This window comes from Paenibacillus sp. VTT E-133291 (assembly GCF_002264395.1).
GTDB lineage: Bacteria > Bacillota > Bacilli > Paenibacillales > Paenibacillaceae > Paenibacillus_AQ > Paenibacillus_AQ nitricinens.
The window spans coordinates 1-18,326 of record NZ_NFVA01000110.1 but is presented as its reverse complement, the minus strand read 5'-3'; the positions used below and the strand labels follow the sequence as shown (position 1 = coordinate 18,326).

Annotated in this window: 20 protein-coding genes; all 20 read left to right on the top strand. The window is 46.6% G+C overall.

All coding sequences use genetic code 11. The features are described 5' to 3' along the window. Positions 1 to 43 precede the first annotated feature (43 nt). A complete protein-coding gene (spoIIIAF, locus tag CA598_RS27940) occupies positions 44 to 805 on the top strand; it encodes a stage III sporulation protein AF (protein ID WP_094878593.1) in 762 nt (253 codons plus the stop codon). Positions 806 to 845: 40 nt separating this feature from the next. After that, positions 846 to 1,487: a stage III sporulation protein AG gene (spoIIIAG, locus tag CA598_RS27935; RefSeq protein ID WP_094874072.1), complete on the top strand. Its 642-nt coding sequence runs from the start codon at positions 846 to 848 to the stop codon at positions 1,485 to 1,487. Between the two features lie 67 nt (positions 1,488 to 1,554). Beyond that, positions 1,555 to 2,451, top strand: a complete 897-nt coding sequence (locus CA598_RS27930) for a SpoIIIAH-like family protein (RefSeq protein WP_094878592.1) — start codon at positions 1,555 to 1,557, stop codon at positions 2,449 to 2,451. Positions 2,452 to 2,598: 147 nt separating this feature from the next. Beyond that, positions 2,599 to 3,108 (top strand): acetyl-CoA carboxylase biotin carboxyl carrier protein, encoded by a 510-nt coding sequence (gene accB, locus CA598_RS27925; protein WP_094878591.1) that lies wholly within the window; start codon positions 2,599 to 2,601, stop codon positions 3,106 to 3,108. Positions 3,109 to 3,162: 54 nt separating this feature from the next. Continuing rightward, entirely contained in the window at positions 3,163 to 4,506 is a 1,344-nt protein-coding gene (gene accC, locus CA598_RS27920) for an acetyl-CoA carboxylase biotin carboxylase subunit (protein WP_094874075.1), read from the top strand. A gap of 114 nt (positions 4,507 to 4,620) precedes the next feature. Beyond that, on the top strand, positions 4,621 to 5,037 hold the full coding sequence (locus CA598_RS27915; protein ID WP_036682829.1) for an Asp23/Gls24 family envelope stress response protein: 417 nt from the start codon (positions 4,621 to 4,623) through the stop codon (positions 5,035 to 5,037). A 74-nt stretch (positions 5,038 to 5,111) separates the two neighbouring features. Then, positions 5,112 to 5,651, top strand: a complete 540-nt coding sequence (gene amaP, locus CA598_RS27910; protein ID WP_042129814.1) for an alkaline shock response membrane anchor protein AmaP — start codon at positions 5,112 to 5,114, stop codon at positions 5,649 to 5,651. Positions 5,652 to 5,666: 15 nt separating this feature from the next. Continuing rightward, a complete protein-coding gene (locus tag CA598_RS27905) occupies positions 5,667 to 5,900 on the top strand; it encodes a DUF2273 domain-containing protein (RefSeq protein ID WP_094878590.1) in 234 nt (77 codons plus the stop codon). A 298-nt stretch (positions 5,901 to 6,198) separates the two neighbouring features. Continuing rightward, positions 6,199 to 6,651: a transcription antitermination factor NusB gene (gene nusB / locus CA598_RS27900; RefSeq protein ID WP_042190451.1), complete on the top strand. Its 453-nt coding sequence runs from the start codon at positions 6,199 to 6,201 to the stop codon at positions 6,649 to 6,651. Between the two features lie 144 nt (positions 6,652 to 6,795). Continuing rightward, a complete protein-coding gene (gene folD / locus CA598_RS27895; protein WP_094873655.1) occupies positions 6,796 to 7,653 on the top strand; it encodes a bifunctional methylenetetrahydrofolate dehydrogenase/methenyltetrahydrofolate cyclohydrolase FolD in 858 nt (285 codons plus the stop codon). A 12-nt stretch (positions 7,654 to 7,665) separates the two neighbouring features. Further along, complete coding sequence (gene xseA, locus CA598_RS27890; RefSeq protein ID WP_094878589.1) at positions 7,666 to 9,045, top strand: exodeoxyribonuclease VII large subunit; 1,380 nt, start codon at positions 7,666 to 7,668, stop codon at positions 9,043 to 9,045. Next, positions 9,023 to 9,280 (top strand): exodeoxyribonuclease VII small subunit, encoded by a 258-nt coding sequence (xseB, locus tag CA598_RS27885; protein WP_042129807.1) that lies wholly within the window; start codon positions 9,023 to 9,025, stop codon positions 9,278 to 9,280. The genes xseA and xseB overlap by 23 nt, the downstream gene beginning before the upstream one ends. Continuing rightward, positions 9,267 to 10,214, top strand: coding sequence for a polyprenyl synthetase family protein (locus tag CA598_RS27880; RefSeq protein WP_094878588.1), 948 nt, complete (start codon positions 9,267 to 9,269; stop codon positions 10,212 to 10,214). Before xseB ends, CA598_RS27880 begins: the two co-directional genes overlap by 14 nt. A gap of 99 nt (positions 10,215 to 10,313) precedes the next feature. After that, positions 10,314 to 12,218: a 1-deoxy-D-xylulose-5-phosphate synthase gene (dxs, locus tag CA598_RS27875; protein WP_094873649.1), complete on the top strand. Its 1,905-nt coding sequence runs from the start codon at positions 10,314 to 10,316 to the stop codon at positions 12,216 to 12,218. A 46-nt stretch (positions 12,219 to 12,264) separates the two neighbouring features. After that, positions 12,265 to 13,167, top strand: a complete 903-nt coding sequence (locus tag CA598_RS27870) for a TlyA family RNA methyltransferase (protein WP_094878587.1) — start codon at positions 12,265 to 12,267, stop codon at positions 13,165 to 13,167. A gap of 111 nt (positions 13,168 to 13,278) precedes the next feature. Then, positions 13,279 to 13,752, top strand: a complete 474-nt coding sequence (locus tag CA598_RS27865) for a hypothetical protein (RefSeq protein ID WP_256990680.1) — start codon at positions 13,279 to 13,281, stop codon at positions 13,750 to 13,752. Between the two features lie 148 nt (positions 13,753 to 13,900). Continuing rightward, positions 13,901 to 14,350, top strand: a complete 450-nt coding sequence (ahrC, locus tag CA598_RS27860; RefSeq protein WP_094873645.1) for a transcriptional regulator AhrC/ArgR — start codon at positions 13,901 to 13,903, stop codon at positions 14,348 to 14,350. A gap of 48 nt (positions 14,351 to 14,398) precedes the next feature. Further along, positions 14,399 to 16,126, top strand: coding sequence for a DNA repair protein RecN (gene recN / locus CA598_RS27855; protein WP_094873642.1), 1,728 nt, complete (start codon positions 14,399 to 14,401; stop codon positions 16,124 to 16,126). Between the two features lie 138 nt (positions 16,127 to 16,264). After that, positions 16,265 to 17,377, top strand: a complete 1,113-nt coding sequence (spoIVB, locus tag CA598_RS27850; RefSeq protein ID WP_094878586.1) for a SpoIVB peptidase — start codon at positions 16,265 to 16,267, stop codon at positions 17,375 to 17,377. 199 nt (positions 17,378 to 17,576) lie between these two features. Further along, a partial coding sequence (gene spo0A / locus CA598_RS27845; protein ID WP_094878585.1) for a sporulation transcription factor Spo0A occupies positions 17,577 to 18,326 on the top strand: 750 nt, incomplete at its 3' end.

The window sequence follows — 18,326 nt, the reverse complement described above, 5'->3', positions numbered from 1 at the left end:
AATTCGCTGAAGGCTATGCTAACAAAACTTTTAGGAGGAAAAAATGAGCTGGTTAGGAGGATGGCTGCGGGAGATCATTCTTGTCGTATTGTTGGCATCGTTCGTTGAGTTACTCCTTCCGAGTAAGTCCATGGAGCGGTATGCAAGGCTGGTGCTGAGCCTCCTGATCTTACTTACCATGCTTAGCCCAATCGTTTCTCTCCTTAAAGGTGACGCCATAGCCGAGCTGAGTATAGCCATGGGTCGTCAGGAGAAAGAAGGAGGCTTGTTCACAGGAGGGGGAAGTGGAGATCCCTCTTTGGAAAAGATTCTGGCAGATGGTCAGAAGCTTGCACAAGGGCGCCAGGATCAAAGCCTAAAGCTGGCCGCAGAAGAGGTTGCTGAGCAAATGAGGGAGCAGATCATCAGCGAGACCGGAAAACGCGGGGTTAATGTCACTGTAACGCTCGGCATGGGGAAATCCGGCGGCTCTGGTAATGAAGATGTTCCTGTCATCTCCGCAGTGAAGGTCTCAATGTCCCAAGCAACAGCTAATTCCATAGGGGCTTCCGGTACTTCCAGCGCAGCCGCTGCTCCGCCAATTGCAATCGCTCCTGTAGAGCCTGTAGAAGTAAAGATCGGAACGAATCCAGAGAATGGATCAGCTTCTGCAGATGAGCCCAAAGCAGTGAACGGAAATGTAACAGAAAATAACACATCTTCAAGTGAAACGGAGTCTATCGTAAAGCTGTTGGAACAAAAATGGGATTTGGATCCCAAAGTAATCCAAGTGGATGGCGGCGTTGTGAATAACGTCAAGTTATGAGTCTATAGCTTCTAAACGATCAAGGTTAGGAGGGATAGGAGTGGGCAATTGGCTGAAAAAGCTGGAGCAATGGGCTGGGGGTGGGGCTGGCAGTCCGAAGAGAAGTCATACTTTTCGCTGGCTAATCATTCTGGGTCTGCTGGGCGCAGCGATTATGCTGTTTAATTCCTTCGTCAATGTGAAGAAGATTGATAACGAGAATACGGGGCGTGAGCCACCGCAGAATCAGTCCTCCCAAACGGCGCTGGTGCAGAGTGATCCAACAACAAGCAATTCATTCGAAAGCATTGAACTGGCGATGGAGAACCGAATGAAGGAGATTTTGGAGAAAATCGTTGGCGTCGGTACCGTCGATATTATGGTTACCGTGGAGTCAACAGAAGAAATTGTCGTGGTGCGCAATATGAACGACTCCCAGCAGCTTAGTGAAGAGACGGATGCCAGTGGTGGTAAACGTCACACGACGCAATATACAAGGGATGGCGAAATCGTAACCTACTCACAATCGGGCGATGAGACACCTATTGTGACGAAGCGGATTAAGCCTCAGGTTCGTGGCGTACTGGTAGTTGCCAAAGGGGCAGAGAACAAGGTTGTCCGTGGACTCATAGAGCAGGCTATCGAAAAAGGCTTGTATGTTCCGATTCAGCGGATTTCAGTAGTACCACGCAAACAAGAGTAGCAGGAGAAAGTCAAGAAGTGAGTGCTTCCGAAGCAGCCACTAGATTAAATTTTAGGAGGAATAAGAAATGAACGGCAAAAGACAAACAATATGGTTGGTTTCTATGCTCAGTTTGATGGTTGTACTCTCGGCATACTATTTATTTACTGAAGATTCAGGTGCATCGGTTCCAAAAGACACGGCAGGGACAATGCAGGTGGATTCTCTGAAAAAAGACACAGCAAACGCAGCGTTACCAACGGTTGGCGACAAAGGTATCGTAGTGAATGAAGTGGTTAGTCAAGGAGATGTAGTTGCTGATGAAGGCGTGGTAGATAGCGCTAGCAGCACTAAAGCCGCTGACGATAGTGCAACCACTGCAACTACTGATGACAGTGCAACTACAGCGGTTAAGGATGATAGCAGTAAAGCAGCAGACAGCGGTAACTCTGAGAAAGCTTCGACGGACTCTGCTGCAAAAGACTCCAGTAAAACTTCTGACACAGCAGCTAAGGATACAGTAACTAAGGATACGGCAGCTAAGGATACAGCGGCTACTACAACATCCAAAACCCCTGCTAAGAATGATAAAGAAATCCTGGATGAAGTAGCTTCACAAAGTGTATCGGCGAGCAGCATGTTCACTAACTACCTGTATGAACGTGAACAAAAGAATCTAAAGAGCCAACAAGACTTACTCGCTTTGATTAACGACATGGAGAAGACGCCTGCTGATAACGCAGTTGCTCAAGAACAGCTCCTTAACCTGGAAGAAAAAGAATCTAAAATTACGGGCATTGAAGAACAGCTTCAACAAAAATATGGGGAAGCCATCGTGAAGGAAGAAGCTGGGGACAGCTATAAAGTAGTCGTACTGAGTGACAAGCTGGATGTAAAACAAGCGGTTAGCATCGTTGATCTCGTAATGAAAGAACTGAGTGTGTCTCAGGATAAAGTTAGTGTTCAGTATGTTTCCGAGAAATAATAAGACGTGAAATTATAGGGAATATGACGAAAGAGCTCGGGTTCTCCCGGGCTCTTTCCATTTCTAGCGTTTATGATATAATACATAAAGTTATCTTGTCCGCTTAAGAAGTGGCTTCGAGAGAAAGCTGAAGGAGTGAACTAATGTATGTTCAAGTTGAGCGAAATTAAGGAATTAATTAAATTGCTGGACCAGACCTCCTCTGTACATGAGTTGGAGATCGAAAGCGAAGGAATGAAGCTTGCAATTCGCAAACCGGATCGCCCTGAAGCTGATGGAACAGCAGTACAGGCGACTCCTTATAATGCCTATCCCTTTACGCCTGCCCCGCAGCCGCAGAGCGTGCAGCAAGTGTCCTATCCAGTAATCAGTGAGGTTCCTCCAGCGCAGCAGGCACAAGCCGCCGCAGAAGGCAAACTACATAAAATTGTATCTCCAATGGTGGGAACATTTTATAGTGCCGCTTCTCCGGAAATGCCGTCGTTCGTTAATGTTGGAGACCGTGTTGGTGAGAAAACAACGGTATGCATTATCGAAGCGATGAAGCTGATGAATGAGCTGGAAGCGGAGATTAAAGGTGAAATCGTGTCCGTACTGGCAGAGAATGGTCAGCTTGTAGAATACGGTCAACCCCTATTCTTGGTTAAACCGGAATAAATACCGCAGATTACTTATGGAGCGGAAGCTTCGCAAAACTTTGGGAGGAAACGCATGAACATTCAAAAAGTGTTGATTGCCAACCGCGGCGAAATCGCGGTCCGCATTATTAGGGCCTGCCGAGAACTGGGCATTTCCACCGTCGCGGTCTATTCGGAACCCGACCGGGATTCACTTCATGTCCGGTTGGCTGATGAAGCTTACTGCATCGGTCCGATGCCGTCCAAGGACAGCTATCTGAACTTTACAAATATTATGAGTGTAGCTACCTTAACAGAATGTGATGCCATCCATCCTGGTTATGGATTTTTAGCTGAGAATGCAGATTTTGCAGAAATTTGTGAATCTTGCAATATTATCTTCATTGGGCCATCTCCAGATGCAATCAACCGTATGGGTGATAAAGCTGTGGCGAAGGAAACCATGAAGCTGGCTGGAGTTCCGATCATCCCGGGCTCAGAAGGCCTTGTAGGTGATGTTGAGGAAGCCGTCATGCTGGGCCGTGATATCGGATACCCGATTATCGTTAAGGCTACCGCAGGTGGCGGGGGTAAGGGCATCCGGATTGCTGAGGACGAGGAATCATTGGTGAAGCAGATTACTGCTGCACAACAGGAAGCGCAGAAGGCGTTCGGCAACGCTGGTGTATATTTGGAAAAGTACCTTACAGGTATGAAGCACGTAGAAATTCAAATTATTGCAGATAAGCATGGTAATGTAGTGCATTTAGGTGAACGCGACTGCTCCGTACAGCGTCGTCGCCAAAAGCTGATTGAAGAGGCACCTTGTTCTGTACTTACACCGGATATCCGTGAAGCGATGGGGAATGCAGCAGTTCGTGCAGCACTCGCAGTGAATTATTCGGGAGCAGGAACGCTTGAATTCTTGCTTGGACCGGATGGACAGTTCTACTTCATGGAGATGAATACTCGTATTCAGGTAGAGCATCCGGTAACGGAAATGGTTACGGGTGTGGATTTGATCAAGGAAATGATTTCGGTTGCAGAAGGAAATCCTTTGTCCTTTACACAGGAAGATATCGAGATTAATGGCTGGTCGATTGAATGCCGTATCAATGCGGAAGATCCAGAGCGTAATTTTATGCCTTCACCAGGTAAAATCGGCTTTTATTTGCCGCCTGGAGGTCTTGGTGTTCGTGTAGACAGCGCGGCGTACCCTGGTTATACGATTTCCCCTTTCTATGATTCTATGATTGCAAAGCTGATTGTATGGGCACCCACACGTCAGGAAGCGATTGCAAAGATGAAGCGCGCCTTGGCTGAATTTGCCGTGGAGGGAATCCATACTACGATCCCTTTCCACCAGAAACTGTTGGAGCATCCTGTATTTCTGGATGGTAATTTTGACATCAAGTTTCTGGAAGAGTATGAAATTTAGGACGACTTCGCTTTGTTTGTCATAAAGTTCGTCAAATGATATAGTATGTTTAATAAGAGACGTGCTTTACGCTTGAATTTATGAGAATCTTTGTTGAAAGGTGTGAAGTCTAAAATGAGTACATTGCCGACAGAATACGAACGGACAGAAATCGGTGAGATCCAGATTGCTCCTGAAGTGATCGAGGTGATCGCAGGTTTAGCGACCGTTGAGGTTAAAGGTGTAGCTGGCATGAGCGGTGGTTTCGCCGGTGGTATTGTTGAGCTTCTCGGACGTAAGAACTTGTCTAAAGGAGTTAAAGTAGAGGTTGGACAACGCGAAGCTGCAGTGGATGTTTCTGTAATCATTGAATATGGTAACCGTCTTCCTGAAGTGGCTGCTGAAATTCAGCGTAATGTTAAGCGTTCCATCGAGACTATGACTGGTCTGACTGTTGTGGAAGTGAATGTGCATATTCATGATGTACAGTTCAAGAACAACAACACTGTCGACAAGAACGAGGAAGCTGAAACGATTCTTCGCGTGAAATAACAGTCGTCGTTCTTCCATAAACCCCCGACAGCAAAGTCGAGGGTTTACTCTAATTTAAGGAGGTTATGAGACTCGTGGCAAAAATTTTGGACAGACTTTTGCTGTTTGTCTACAGCTTAAGTATCGGAATATTATCTGTTATTGCCATCCTCCTCTTGAGCGGTGCTATTCCTAAAACTTTGGAGATTGAGAATGGACCAGCAGCTTATATTACTGCAATTGTAGTAGCAGTTGTCTTGTTCCTTCTGAGCATCCGATTTTTCTACATCTCTTTGCGTCGTGATCGCGCTTCTTTACCTTCTGTTGATCAGCGTACGGAGTATGGGGATATCCAGATTTCAGTGGAGACCATTGAGAATCTGAGTTTGAAGGCTGCCGGTAAAGTGAAGGGAATCAGAGATCTCAAATCGCGTATTCGCGTTTCTCAGGCGGGCCTTGAAATTACAATTCGCGCAGTAGTGGATGGTGAACATTCATTGCCGCTGCTAACCACAGAAGTGCAACGTCAGGTGCATGATTTTGTGCAGGAGACAACCGGTATTCCGGTTGCGGATGTGTCTGTATATATTGCTAACCTTACGCAGTCTCCAAGCTTCAAAAGTCGAGTGGAATAGAGGTGAATTTCCCTTATGTCTTGGAAAGAAGTATGGGAAAGTCACGGGGGTAGAATCGCCGGAGTGACTTTCGGCATTGGTCTAGGGTTGATATATTTAATTTGCGGTTTTTGGGATATGTTGTTCTTTGCACTGGTAGTGTTCATCGGATATACGTTCGGCAAAAGAAAGGATAACGCAGAGGCTCCCCTGTTTCAGTGGCAGGAGCTGATTGCGCGTCTATCCGGACGCTGGCGTCCCTTCAAGTGAACCGCGATAGTCTTTTTCCCGGAGCAGGAAGCCGTAAGTTTGTGTTGTCCAATGCCCCTGGAAGAAAGACTTTGCGGTTTTTTTAATTGGAAAAGTTATCTTAAACGGACATCGGACAATAATCCTCTAAGGATTAGGGATAGAATTCGAAGGATTTGGGCTTAAAATAATTATAGGCGATGTGATTAAAGTCTGAATTATTATTACGCTTGAGGTGTGAAGTTATATGTATGGTTGCCCGACGTTATAGAAGTTTGAGTAAAGATGTTAATGCGATATAAGATTTTAGGAGGAACACATGAAAAGACGTATAGCGAGAGAGATTATTGTCCAAAGCCTGTATCAGATGGAAATGAACGATGTAGAGAGCGCAGAAGCCGTAGAGATGCTGCTGGAGGAAGCTTCAGAGGAGAATGAAACCGAACGTGTAATTACGGACGAAATTCAGCTTAAGCATTATGTGGTGGAGCATGTAAACGGTGTGTGGGAGCACAAGGTTGCAATTGACGATATGCTTGAGCATTACTTGAAAGGCTGGCAAATGAGCCGTCTGTCACGTGTGGATCGTCAAATTTTACGTCTTGCGGCGTATGAAATGGTGTTTGCGAATGATGTTCCGGCTAAGGTTGCTGTGAATGAGGCTATAGATTTGGCCAAGCATTTTGGAACGGATGATTCCGGTAAGTTTGTAAACGGTGTGCTTGGTAAGATGATTCAGGAGATAGATACAATTAAAGCTGACCATTCTTAATTTTTATAAATATAAGCAAGTATAAGTTATTCACCTATTCTTTATGTTTTATATTTCTCGTATAAACGCTTACCGTTCTCATAAGGACGCCAAAGGCGTTTATGCTTGTACAATAGTAAAGTATATAAAAGGGGAGAGACTATCATGACAGCAGCAATCATCAGTGGTAAACAAGTATCTGAGGAAATTCGTATTGGTATTGCCCAGGAGGTTGCTGAACTGGCGAAACGTGGCGTGAAGCCCGGTCTGGCAGTAATTCTAGTAGGTGAAGATCCAGGATCACAAGTGTATGTTCGCAACAAGGAAAAATCTTGTATTAGCCTTGGTTTCCATTCGGAAGTGCATAAACTGGATGAGTCTACTACGCAAGAAGAATTGCTGGCTCTCGTAGCGCAGCTTAATGAACGCGATGATATTGATGGGATTCTAGTTCAACTTCCATTGCCTAAGCATATTGAGGAAAAAGCTGTTATTGATGCGATCTCCGTGGAGAAAGACGTTGACGGCTTCCACCCTGTAAATGTAGGTAACCTAGTGATTGGTGCTGACAGTCTGCTTCCTTGTACACCGGCAGGTGTAATTGAACTAATTAAACGTACAGGAACAGGAATGGCTGGTAAACATGCTGTGGTCATTGGCCGCAGTAATATTGTAGGCAAGCCTGTATCTTTGTTATTGCAACGTGAGAATGCTACTGTGACGATGTGCCATTCCCGTACAGCTAATATGCAAGAAATTAGCCGTCAAGCGGATATTCTAGTTGTTGCGATCGGACGCGCGAATTTCATTGACGCTTCGTACGTGAAACCGGGTGCTGTTGTCATTGATGTGGGTATGAACCGTTTGGATAACGGTAAGCTTGCAGGTGACGTTGATTATGATAGTGCAAAAGAAGTTGCCGGATACATCACACCTGTTCCGGGTGGGGTTGGACCGATGACGATTACAATGCTGATGAGCAACACGCTGATTGCGGCTAAACGCCGTCACGGCTTGGAATAGGGGTAGGAATTCATGGCGGCAGAGCGGCAGGTCTATTCGATAAAAGAACTCAACCGTTACATCCGCATGAAGCTAGACTCGGATAATTTACTTTCGGATGTATGGATTCGCGGAGAGATTTCCAACTTTACGCATCATGGTAGCGGTCATATGTATTTCACGCTAAAGGATGAGAGCAGTCGGATCAAAGCGATTATGTTTGCTTCTCATAACCAGCGCCTACCCTTTATTCCGAAGGAAGGTGCTCGGGTAATTGCTAGAGGTAATGTGACCGTATATGAACGGGACGGGCAGTATCAGTTCTATGCCACACACATGCAGCCAGATGGAATTGGTAGTCTATATTTAGCCTATGAGCAGCTGAAGAGCAAGCTTGAGCAAGAGGGGCTGTTTGCAGAAGCGCGTAAACGCCCTATGCCTCGCTTTCCAAAGTGCATTGGCGTGATTACTTCGCCAACGGGGGCAGCAGTACGGGATATCGTGATTACACTCCAGCGGCGGTTTCCGCAGGTGGCTATTGTAATCTATCCCGTACTGGTGCAAGGCAAAGGCGCCGCACCTTCGATTGTGAAGGCGATTGGAGCGCTGAACCGCATGGGTGAGGCCGACGTGCTTATCGTCGGCCGCGGCGGCGGTTCGCTCGAGGAGCTGTGGGCGTTTAACGAGGAGGAAGTCGCGCGAGCGATATCGGCATCAGGGATTCCGGTCATCTCGGCCGTTGGCCACGAGACCGATTTCACGATTGCCGATTTCGCCGCCGACCTCCGAGCGGCTACGCCCACAGCGGCCGCGGAGCTGGCCGTGCCACATGCCGGCGAGCTAGCTGCGCAGCTTCGCGGGCAGCAGCAGCGGCTGCGCCAAGCGCTGCAAAGACGCGCCCAGCGCGGACGCGAGCGTCACGCGGGGCTGGAACGCTCGCTGGCGCTGGCAGGCCCGCGCCGCTCGCTGATGCAGCACACGCAGCGGCTGGATCAGCTGCGTGAGCGGCTCCAGCGATCAGCGGATGCACGGCTCAGCCGTTCCCGCGAGCGCAAAGCTGTGCTGCATCATAGTCTGCAGCGGTTCCATCCGCACGGCAGTGTTGCCGCTGCGCGTCAGCGCACTGAAAGCATGCGCCGTGAGCTGATGGGCGCTATGCAGGCCCGCCTGCAGGAGAAGCGAGCTCGCTATGTAGCGGAGATTCGTCATCTGGATGCACTGAGCCCTCTTAAAGTTATGTCGAGAGGCTACAGCTTAGTCTATGACGAAGCAGAAGAACATTTAATCAAATCGCTGACCGAAGTACAGCTTGGCGATCTTGTAGTGATAAAGATGAATGACGGACAGCTGAACTGCCAGGTATGGGGAATGAAGGAGGGTGGCAAAGACGATGACGAAGGAAGCGGAACTTGATTTTGAAGGCGCCATGGACCGGCTGGAGGAAATCGTACGTGAGCTTGAACACGGCGACGTTCCCCTGGAGAAGGCCATCGATTTATTTCAGCAAGGTATGAAGTTATCTCAGCTTTGCGGCAGTAAGCTTGAGCAGGTAGAGCGTAAGATCGAAATGATTACCCTAGAGGACGGAGAACTGCGTAAGAAGCCGTTTGGTGCACGTCTGGAAGGGGACGCCGATGACTCGCTTTGAGCATGAGCTTGAGAGAAGCTCTGAAGGAGAAACACTGCGTCAGCCACTGGAGGATTACATTGCGTCCTTAAGCGATCTAGTCTCACATGAACTAGAGGTTATTCTCCCCGCGCAATGGATGGTTCCAGAGAATTTGCAGCAAGCCATGAAGTATTCACTTATGGCTGGGGGCAAACGCCTCCGGCCACTGCTGGTGATTATCGCATGTGAAGCACTGGGAGGAAGTCGAGAGGCTGCCCTGCCTGTCGCTGCTGCTATAGAGATGGTACATACCTACTCGTTAATTCATGATGATTTGCCTGCCATGGATAATGATGATTATCGGCGCGGAAAGCTGACGAATCATAAAGTCTTTGGCGAAGCGACCGCTATTCTTGCGGGTGATGCCCTTCTGACCCATGCTTTCTACAGTGTGGTACAAGCCTCGCGTAAATTTGGTGTCCCTGCAGAAAGTGTACTATCCATCGTAGAGGATTTGGCGGAAATGGCAGGTCCTCGTGGTATGGTCGGCGGTCAGATTGCAGATATGGAAGGCGAGCAGGGTCTAACCGATCTTGCACAGCTGAAGTACATTCATCTGCATAAGACAGGGGATTTGATTATCTTTTCGCTGCTAGCTGGCGGTCGTATTGCAGGTGCTAACGAGCAGCAGCTTGAGGCTTTGCATAAATTTGGAACAGCCATTGGACTCGCTTTTCAAATCCAGGATGACATTCTAGATTTAATTGGAGACGAAGGTAAACTTGGCAAAAAAACAGGCAGTGATGTTAAGCAGCATAAAGTAACCTATCCTTATTTTATTGGCCTCGAAGCATCGCGAGAAGAAGTGAAGCAGCTTACTGAAACAGCCCATAATGCTGTTCTGAACGGTGGCTTTCATGATAGCCAGCGCCTGCTGGAAATTGCAGATTACTTAATGGCACGTGATCACTAATTATGAACTTTCGAAACGGCTGTATTTCGACAGCCGTTTCGTTTGTGTTATAATGGGTTTTATATAATTTACAACATCTAGGAAAGCGGGGAACTATACGTGCTGCTTCCACAAATAAATGATCCTGAGCAACTAAAATCATTGTCAGTCGATGAATTGACTACCCTAGCGGAGGAAATTCGTCGATTTCTGATTGAGAAGCTAACAGCAACTGGGGGGCACCTCGGATCCAATCTAGGAGTCGTGGAGCTTACCTTGGCTTTGCATTATTGTTATAACAGCCCTCGGGACAAAATGATTTACGACGTTGGGCACCAGGCATATGTCCACAAAATCCTGACCGGTCGTCAAGACCGCTTCGATACCCTGCGCAAATATCAGGGCTTGTGCGGCTTCGTTAAGCGCTCCGAAAGTGAGCATGATGTGTGGGAAGCTGGACATAGCAGTACCTCATTATCGGCAGCAATGGGAATGGCGATGGCCCGCGATCTCAAGGGTGAAGACAATAAGGTGATTGCCGTGATTGGTGACGGCGCTCTTACTGGTGGAATGGCGTTTGAAGCACTTAACCATATTGGCCATGAGAAGCGTAAGCTGATGGTTATTTTGAACGATAATGAAATGTCGATTGCTCCTAATGTAGGGGCGATGCACAATTATCTAAGTAAAATACGTTCGGATCGCCACTATTTGCGTGCCAAAGACGAGGTAGAAGGGCTGCTTAAGAAGATTCCGGCCATCGGAGGACGATTAGCGAAGACTGCTGAACAGTTAAAGAATAGTCTCAAATATATGATGGTACCTGGCGTATTGTTTGAAGAGCTCGGCTTTACGTATCTCGGTCCGGTTGATGGACATGATTTGGAGAAGATGATTGATACCTTCCACCAAGCAGATAACGTGGCTGGACCTGTGTTGGTACATGTACTAACAACGAAAGGTAAGGGCTACAAACCGGCTGAGACCGATTTTTATAAATCACATGCCATTTCGCCCTACAAAATTGAGTCGGGTCAGGCGCTTAAAGCTGTGGGTCCTCCAATGTACACGGAAGTATTTGGCGAGACACTGATCGAACTGGGCCGGGAAGATTCCCGTCTGATTGCTGTTACACCTGCGATGCCAGGAGGCTCGGGTTTATTTCCTTTTGCTAAGGAATTTCCCGATCGTATGATTGATGTCGGGATTGCCGAGCAACATGCGGCTACGCTTTGTGCAGCTTTGGCTATGGAAGGGATGAAGCCGGTATATGCGGTGTATTCTACCTTCATGCAGCGTGCCTATGATCAGATCGTCCATGATATTTGCCGACATAACGCGAATGTTATGTTCGCCATTGACCGCGCGGGGTTTGTAGGTGCGGATGGTGAGACTCATCAGGGTGTGTACGATGTTGCTTTTATGCGCCATATTCCGAATATGGTGATGATGATGCCAAAAGACGAAAATGAGCTGCGTCATATGATGAAGACGGCGCTTGAATATAATGATGGTCCGATTGCTTATCGCTATCCGCGTATTAACGGTACAGGTGTAGCAATGGATCCTGAGCTGCGTACTATTCCAATTGGATCATGGGAACGACTACGTACAGGTGAAGGTTATGCTGTTGTAGCCTGTGGACCTATGGTTCAAGTGGCTGAAGAAGCCGCTGATTTACTGAAGCGGGAAGGGATTCAGGTAGGCGTCGTGAATGCGCGGTTCCTGAAGCCACTGGACAACTCCATGCTGCTTGATTTGGCTCACGCTGGTACCAACATGGTTGTTATTGAAGAGGCTTGCCAAGCGGGAAGTCTCGGCAGCTCGGTATTAGAATTCTACGCAGAGAATGAAATTTATGACGCTCGTGTACATCTGATGGGTGTACCTGACATCTTTGTGGAGCACGGCTCTATTAAAGAACAGCGCCAGGAAACAGGTCTTACGGTAGAAGCGCTATGTGCACGTATCAAGTCCATGATGGCTTTGAGTGCATATAACTACAAAACAACTTCGTCTTCCTAAATGGAAGCCGGAAATTAGCAACCCTTTGAACGATCGGGAGATGACCATGGAACACCGTAAAGAACGGATAGATGTACTACTTGTTGAGCAAGGTTTTTATGAAAGCCGTGAGAAGGCTAAAGCAGCCATTATGGCAGGACTGGTGCTCGCGGATGAAGAACGCATTGAAAAGGCTGGTATGAAGGTGTCACGGGAGGCTACCCTTAAGGTTAAAGGCTCTGTGCATCCCTATGTCAGTCGTGGGGGCCTAAAGCTGGAGAAGGCTCTACGCCAATTTAATATTGATCTTACAGGACGGACCATGCTGGACATCGGTGCTTCTACTGGAGGCTTTACGGATTGTGCACTTCAGAATGGAGTAAGCCATGTGTACGCGATTGATGTTGGCTATAATCAGCTGGATTGGTCGCTGCGTAATGATGAACGTGTTAGTGTGATGGAACGAACGAATTTCCGATATATGACGCCTCCAGATTTAGTGGGTCCTATTCCGGATTTTGCGAGTATTGATGTTTCATTTATCTCCTTAAAAATAATTCTTCCACCGCTCAAAGCTTTGCTTAAGCGCCCGGCGGATATTGCTGCGCTGATCAAGCCACAGTTTGAGGCAGGACGGGAGAAGGTTGGTAAATCAGGTGTAATTCGTGATTCTGCTGTTCATAAAGAGGTATTAATTAATGTACTGACCATGGCGGCAGAGCTAGGATACCAGCTGAAGGGATTAACTTTTTCACCGATTACAGGCGGGGAAGGCAATATTGAGTTTCTTGCTCACTGGAGACTAACGCCTGAATTGGCGGAAGCTGAAGAAGGTATATTAGAGCCTTCAGAGGCTGTATCAACAGTCCTTCCAGTGGAGGATTTCCCATCCCTAGCGGATGAAGTGATTAAGCAGGCTACGGGTACTTTTAATGTAAATTCGACTCATGGAAACTCATCGCGCCGGTGAGTTTCTTTTTCCATATGGAAAATAACAATTATTCGGAAAGCTTCTAAAAAGACAGCCTAGAAGAAGGAATTGGCATGGCTTCACGCGAATAAATCACCGAGGTGATTGATAGTGGCGGGTAGCTCTGACAAGGTCGTCATGGCGTTTATTGGAGTAGCATTATCGATTTTTATAATTTATCGGATATATATATGGCTGCAAAGTTCTCCGCGTTCTTTCATGAAGGATCAGATCCCGTTTAATAAAGTGATTATTCCTCACCCATCTATAGACATACTAGAGGATGAAGGGTACGAGGTCGTTGGAGGGAAGCTCAAAATCCCGTTGTCCTTCAACGTAGACGGGGCGCAGATGTATAGCCGGTTATTTATAGATTATGTGGCGACTAAAGAGGAAGGATCAATATATTTGGTTATCCTTTCTAGACCACGCAAACCTTTGGATTTCACAGGCAGCGGCTTACGAGATACATTGCTTCCATACTTACTGATTTATCCGGAATGTAGCGGAGTTTTGTATGTTAATGTTGCTGCGGGATCTATTCAAGTGATTAGGCTCGGCAGGGATGACGGAGAATCAAACTGAGTCCATATTTAACTAGGTGTATGCTTCCGAAGTAGTTTTGCCGAAGCAATTCGGGGAGCATCGCTTACAAAACTAAGTCCATGCTTCCGATGTAGTTTTGTCGCTGCTAATCTGGAAGTGTCGCTTACAAAACTTTTAGGAGGCAACAATGAAGGGACAACGACATATTAAGATACGCGAGATTATTACGCAAAAGGATATTGAGACACAGGACGAGCTGGTGGAAGCCTTGCGTGAATCCGGTTTTCAGGTTACTCAAGCTACAGTATCTCGAGATATTAAAGAGTTATTGCTCATTAAGGTGCCTATGGATGATGGAAGATACAAATATTCGCTTCCAACGGATCAACGGTACAATCCAATACAGAAGCTAAAGCGCGTTTTGGTGGATAACTTTGTGCAGATCGATTCATCGGCTAATCTTGTGGTGATGAAATGCTTACCGGGGACGGCTAACTCAGTCGCTGCTTTAATTGATAATATTGACTGGCCACAAATTATGGGGACCATCTCTGGCGATGATACCATTCTTATTATTTGCCGCCAGCCTGAGGACAGCAAGAATGTAATTTCACAAATCATGGGTTACATTTCTTAATTTTTTATTCTATCAAATTCTTATCATCTTCTCGGAGGTGCTCTATTAGTGTTAGAAACCTTGTCTATCCGCAATCTAGCCGTCGTTGAGGCGGTAGATGTGCATTTTTATCCTGGCTTCCATGTGCTCACAGGGGAGACTGGGGCAGGTAAATCCATTATTATTGATGCGCTTGGACTGATTGCCGGAGGGCGCGGCTCCGCGGATTCTATTCGTTACGGTTGTGAAAAAGCAGAGATGGAAGCGCTCTTCAGCCTCCCAAGCGGTCATCCCGTCTGGGATACTTTAGAGCGTCTTGGCATTGAGGCTCAGCGTGAGGAGCATCTTATAATACGCCGTGAGCTCACCTCTCAGGGTAAAAGTACATCACGTGTAAACGGACAGATGGTCAATCTTACTATGCTACGTGAAATTGGCGAGCAGCTGGTTAATATTCATGGACAGCATGAACACCAAAACTTATTGAAGGCAGAACGACATTTGGGACTGTTAGATACATACGGAGAACCCATTATCGGGCCGCTAAAAGCGGTATATCAGGAAAAGTATTCCGCCTTTGCGAAAGTGGAGAAAGAGCTCCGAGAGCTGCAGGAATCCAGCCAAAAGGCTTATCAAATGCTTGATTTGTACCGTTTTCAGTTAGAAGAAATTTCATCTGCAGCATTAAAACCGGGAGAAGATGAATTACTTGCCGAAGAACGGGTCAAACTATCCCACAGTGAGAAAATGATGGATTCCGTATCCGGTGCATATGAGCTTCTCTACGATAGACAAGGCTTAGAATCCATCGGTAATGTCATTTCCAGACTCGAGGACGCGGTTCGTTATGATGAAAAGGGACTTAAATCCGTGCTCGAGCAGTTGCAGTCCTCTTATTATCAGCTGGAGGATGCTGCATTTCAGCTTCGTGATTATCGAGAAGAGATCGAATTCAATCCACAGCGGCTCGAAGAAATCGAGAATCGTCTCGATTTAATTACCGGACTCCGCCGTAAATACGGAGATAGTGTAGAACAGATTTTGGCTTATTATGAACAAATCCATCGGGAAACCGATCTGCTTGAGAATAAAGATGAATACCTGGAGAAACTGACGACCAAACGCGATGCATTGCTTTCTGTATTAATGGAAGCAGCTACTGAATTAAGTGAAGCACGGAAGCTGTGTGCGTCTGATTTAGCCACGCAAGTGGAGAGTGAGCTTAAAGATCTTCAGATGGAAAGAACCTCGCTACAGGTTAAATTAGACACGCTGGAGGACCCGCGTGGAGTTGAGTATAAGGGTCGGCGTATTCGTCTTACAAGACAAGGGATCGACAGTGCGGAATTTATGATTTCCCCTAACCCTGGCGAGCCGTTAAGACCCCTTGGCAAAATTGCCTCGGGTGGTGAGTTGTCGCGTATTATGCTGGCAATGAAGAGTATTTTTGCGCGTCATGATGCGATTCCAGTTCTAATTTTTGATGAGGTGGATACCGGTGTGAGTGGTCGGGCTGCTCAATCCATTGCAGATAAACTGTATAAGCTGAGCTCCACATGTCAGGTGTTCTCCATTACGCACTTACCTCAGGTGGCTTGTATGGCTGATCATCAGTATTTAATCCGCAAAAAGGTTGAGGACGGAAGAACCATGACAGAAGTGGAATCACTCACGAATGATGGACGTGTAATGGAGCTGGCCCGAATGCTGGGTGGAGTGGAAATTACCGAAAAAACATTGCACCACTCGCAGGAAATGCTTAATTTGGCCGAGGCAAGTAAGGCTGCAACAAGCTAAGCGGAACAATGATTGACAGTAATAAAAGCCTGGGGGCAAGGTTATCTTATAGGTACGCAATTGGCGACCACCTTTTTCGTCAAGCGAAAGAAGCAAAAGGGAGCGTGACAGCCATTGAAGCCTAACCTCAGGAAGTTAATGCCAGGCCTTTTATTTGCCTTCTTTCTTAGTTTATCGGGCATAACGGGAACCCACCAAAGTTTTGCCGCACCACTGAACAGTGAACCTGCCAAGGTGAGTGCGCATGGAATCAAACCGGAACTGAAGGTGATCCCGGGAGGTCAAACGATCGGAGTAAAGGTGAAATCAGCAGGTGTTCTGGTTGTTGGACATCATCTGATTGAAGTATCCGAGAAATCCAAGCTTTCCCCAGGTGAGATCAGCGGTTTGGTGCCAGGTGATTTGATGATCTCCATTGATGGAGAGAAGCTGGACGAGTTATCTAAGGTGGCCAAGCTTGTGGATCGTGCTGGAAAAGCGAATAATTCTCTGACGATTGTCTTTAAACGCGCTGGGAAAGAGCATACAGCCAAGCTCAAACCTGCGTATGATATTAATGACAAAGTCTGGAGGTTAGGCCTGTACATTCGAGATTCTGCAGCGGGTGTCGGCACGTTAACTTTTTATGCCCCGAAACAGGGGGTTTATGGAGCTTTAGGACATGTGATTACGGACATGAATACCGGAACACCAATTGTTGTTGGCAGCGGTCATATTGTTCAGTCCAGTGTAACTTCGATTTCTAAAAGCCAGGATGGCGATCCGGGTGAGAAACGAGCCCATTTCTTAAAAGAAAGCCAAGTGCTTGGTAATGTGGAGAGTAACACAGATTTTGGCATCTTCGGTAAAATGAGTCGTAATCCCGAGCATAGTCTTTATAAAGAACCTATTCCTGTGGCAATGAGCAATCAAGTCAAGGAAGGTCCAGCTGAAATTCTTACCGTTGTAGATGGGCAGCAGGTAGAACGATTTAAGGTTGAGATCATTCATGTGGCACATCAGCAGACACCCGCGACAAAGGGTATGGTCATTCGTATCACAGATCCGCGACTGATCGATAAGACAGGTGGTATCGTTCAAGGGATGAGCGGAAGTCCAATCGTTCAAAATGGACGGCTCATCGGCGCTGTAACTCATGTGTTTGTAAATGATCCTAAGTCCGGCTACGGTTGCTTCATCGAATGGATGCTTAAGGATTCTGGTGTAACCCTACAGGAGAATAGGTATCCAATTAATCTTAAGGCGGTTTAGCCTTAAGATTTTTTTGTCGAAGGATTACGAAGATCATCGAACTTTGAAATAAAATATTTAATTATAATCCATGCCAGAAAAAAAATAAAGAAAAATAATTTTCGACAGAAGGGAATTCAATCTCCATGTCGAAAATGTTAAGAGACAAGAAAAAAATGTTATTTTCGAATAGCAGATATAATTAAGGAGGAAGCAGCCAGTGCAGAATATTGAAGTGTTGTTGGCCGATGATAACAGGGAGTTTACGAATTTGCTTTCCGAATACATTTCTGAACAAGAAGATATGACGGTAACGGGTATCGCCTACAATGGTGAAGAAGTGCTTCAAATGCTAAGCGAAGCACGCAAAGTTCCCGATGTCCTTATTCTTGATATCATCATGCCACATTTAGACGGTCTGGGTGTCTTGGAACGTCTGCGTGATATGGATCTGAATCCTCAACCGAAGATCATCATGCTGACCGCTTTTGGTCAGGAGAACATCACTCAAAGAGCTGTACAGCTTGGTGCATCCTATTATATTTTGAAACCGTTCGATATGGAGGTCCTGGCAAATCGTGTACGTCAGCTTGTAGGGGTCCAAGGCAGCATGAGCTCATCCTCTAACATGTACAACTATTCGTCGACGTCCAGATCGAATGTAGTGCCGCTTACGAAGGGCAAGAATCTTGATGCTAACATTACCTCGATCATCCATGAAATCGGTGTTCCAGCACATATCAAGGGCTATCAGTACCTGCGCGAAGCGATCACCATGGTATATAACAATATCGAGATCCTTGGTGCGATTACAAAAACATTCTATCCAGCCATAGCAGAGAAATTCAAGACCACGCCTTCACGCGTTGAACGCGCGATTCGCCATGCGATTGAAGTGGCTTGGACCCGTGGCAACATCGACTCCATCAGCCATTTATTCGGCTACACCATTAATATCTCCAAATCTAAG

Excerpts from the sequence above, each read along its gene's own strand:
- CA598_RS27870 (WP_094878587.1), top strand. The coding sequence starts at position 12,265 with ATGGAACACCGTAAAGAACGGATAGATGTACTACTTGTTGAGCAAGGT.
- xseB (WP_042129807.1), top strand. The coding sequence starts at position 9,023 with ATGACGAAGGAAGCGGAACTTGATTTTGAAGGCGCCATGGACCGGCTG.
- spoIVB (WP_094878586.1), top strand. The coding sequence starts at position 16,265 with ATGCCAGGCCTTTTATTTGCCTTCTTTCTTAGTTTATCGGGCATAACG.
- xseA (WP_094878589.1), top strand. The coding sequence starts at position 7,666 with ATGGCGGCAGAGCGGCAGGTCTATTCGATAAAAGAACTCAACCGTTAC.
- ahrC (WP_094873645.1), top strand. The coding sequence starts at position 13,901 with ATGAAGGGACAACGACATATTAAGATACGCGAGATTATTACGCAAAAG.
- folD (WP_094873655.1), top strand. The coding sequence starts at position 6,796 with ATGACAGCAGCAATCATCAGTGGTAAACAAGTATCTGAGGAAATTCGT.
- accC (WP_094874075.1), top strand. The coding sequence starts at position 3,163 with ATGAACATTCAAAAAGTGTTGATTGCCAACCGCGGCGAAATCGCGGTC.
- nusB (WP_042190451.1), top strand. The coding sequence starts at position 6,199 with ATGAAAAGACGTATAGCGAGAGAGATTATTGTCCAAAGCCTGTATCAG.
- CA598_RS27930 (WP_094878592.1), top strand. The coding sequence starts at position 1,555 with ATGAACGGCAAAAGACAAACAATATGGTTGGTTTCTATGCTCAGTTTG.
- CA598_RS27905 (WP_094878590.1), top strand. The coding sequence starts at position 5,667 with ATGTCTTGGAAAGAAGTATGGGAAAGTCACGGGGGTAGAATCGCCGGA.
- spoIIIAF (WP_094878593.1), top strand. The coding sequence starts at position 44 with ATGAGCTGGTTAGGAGGATGGCTGCGGGAGATCATTCTTGTCGTATTG.
- CA598_RS27880 (WP_094878588.1), top strand. The coding sequence starts at position 9,267 with ATGACTCGCTTTGAGCATGAGCTTGAGAGAAGCTCTGAAGGAGAAACA.
- CA598_RS27915 (WP_036682829.1), top strand. The coding sequence starts at position 4,621 with ATGAGTACATTGCCGACAGAATACGAACGGACAGAAATCGGTGAGATC.
- accB (WP_094878591.1), top strand. The coding sequence starts at position 2,599 with ATGTTCAAGTTGAGCGAAATTAAGGAATTAATTAAATTGCTGGACCAG.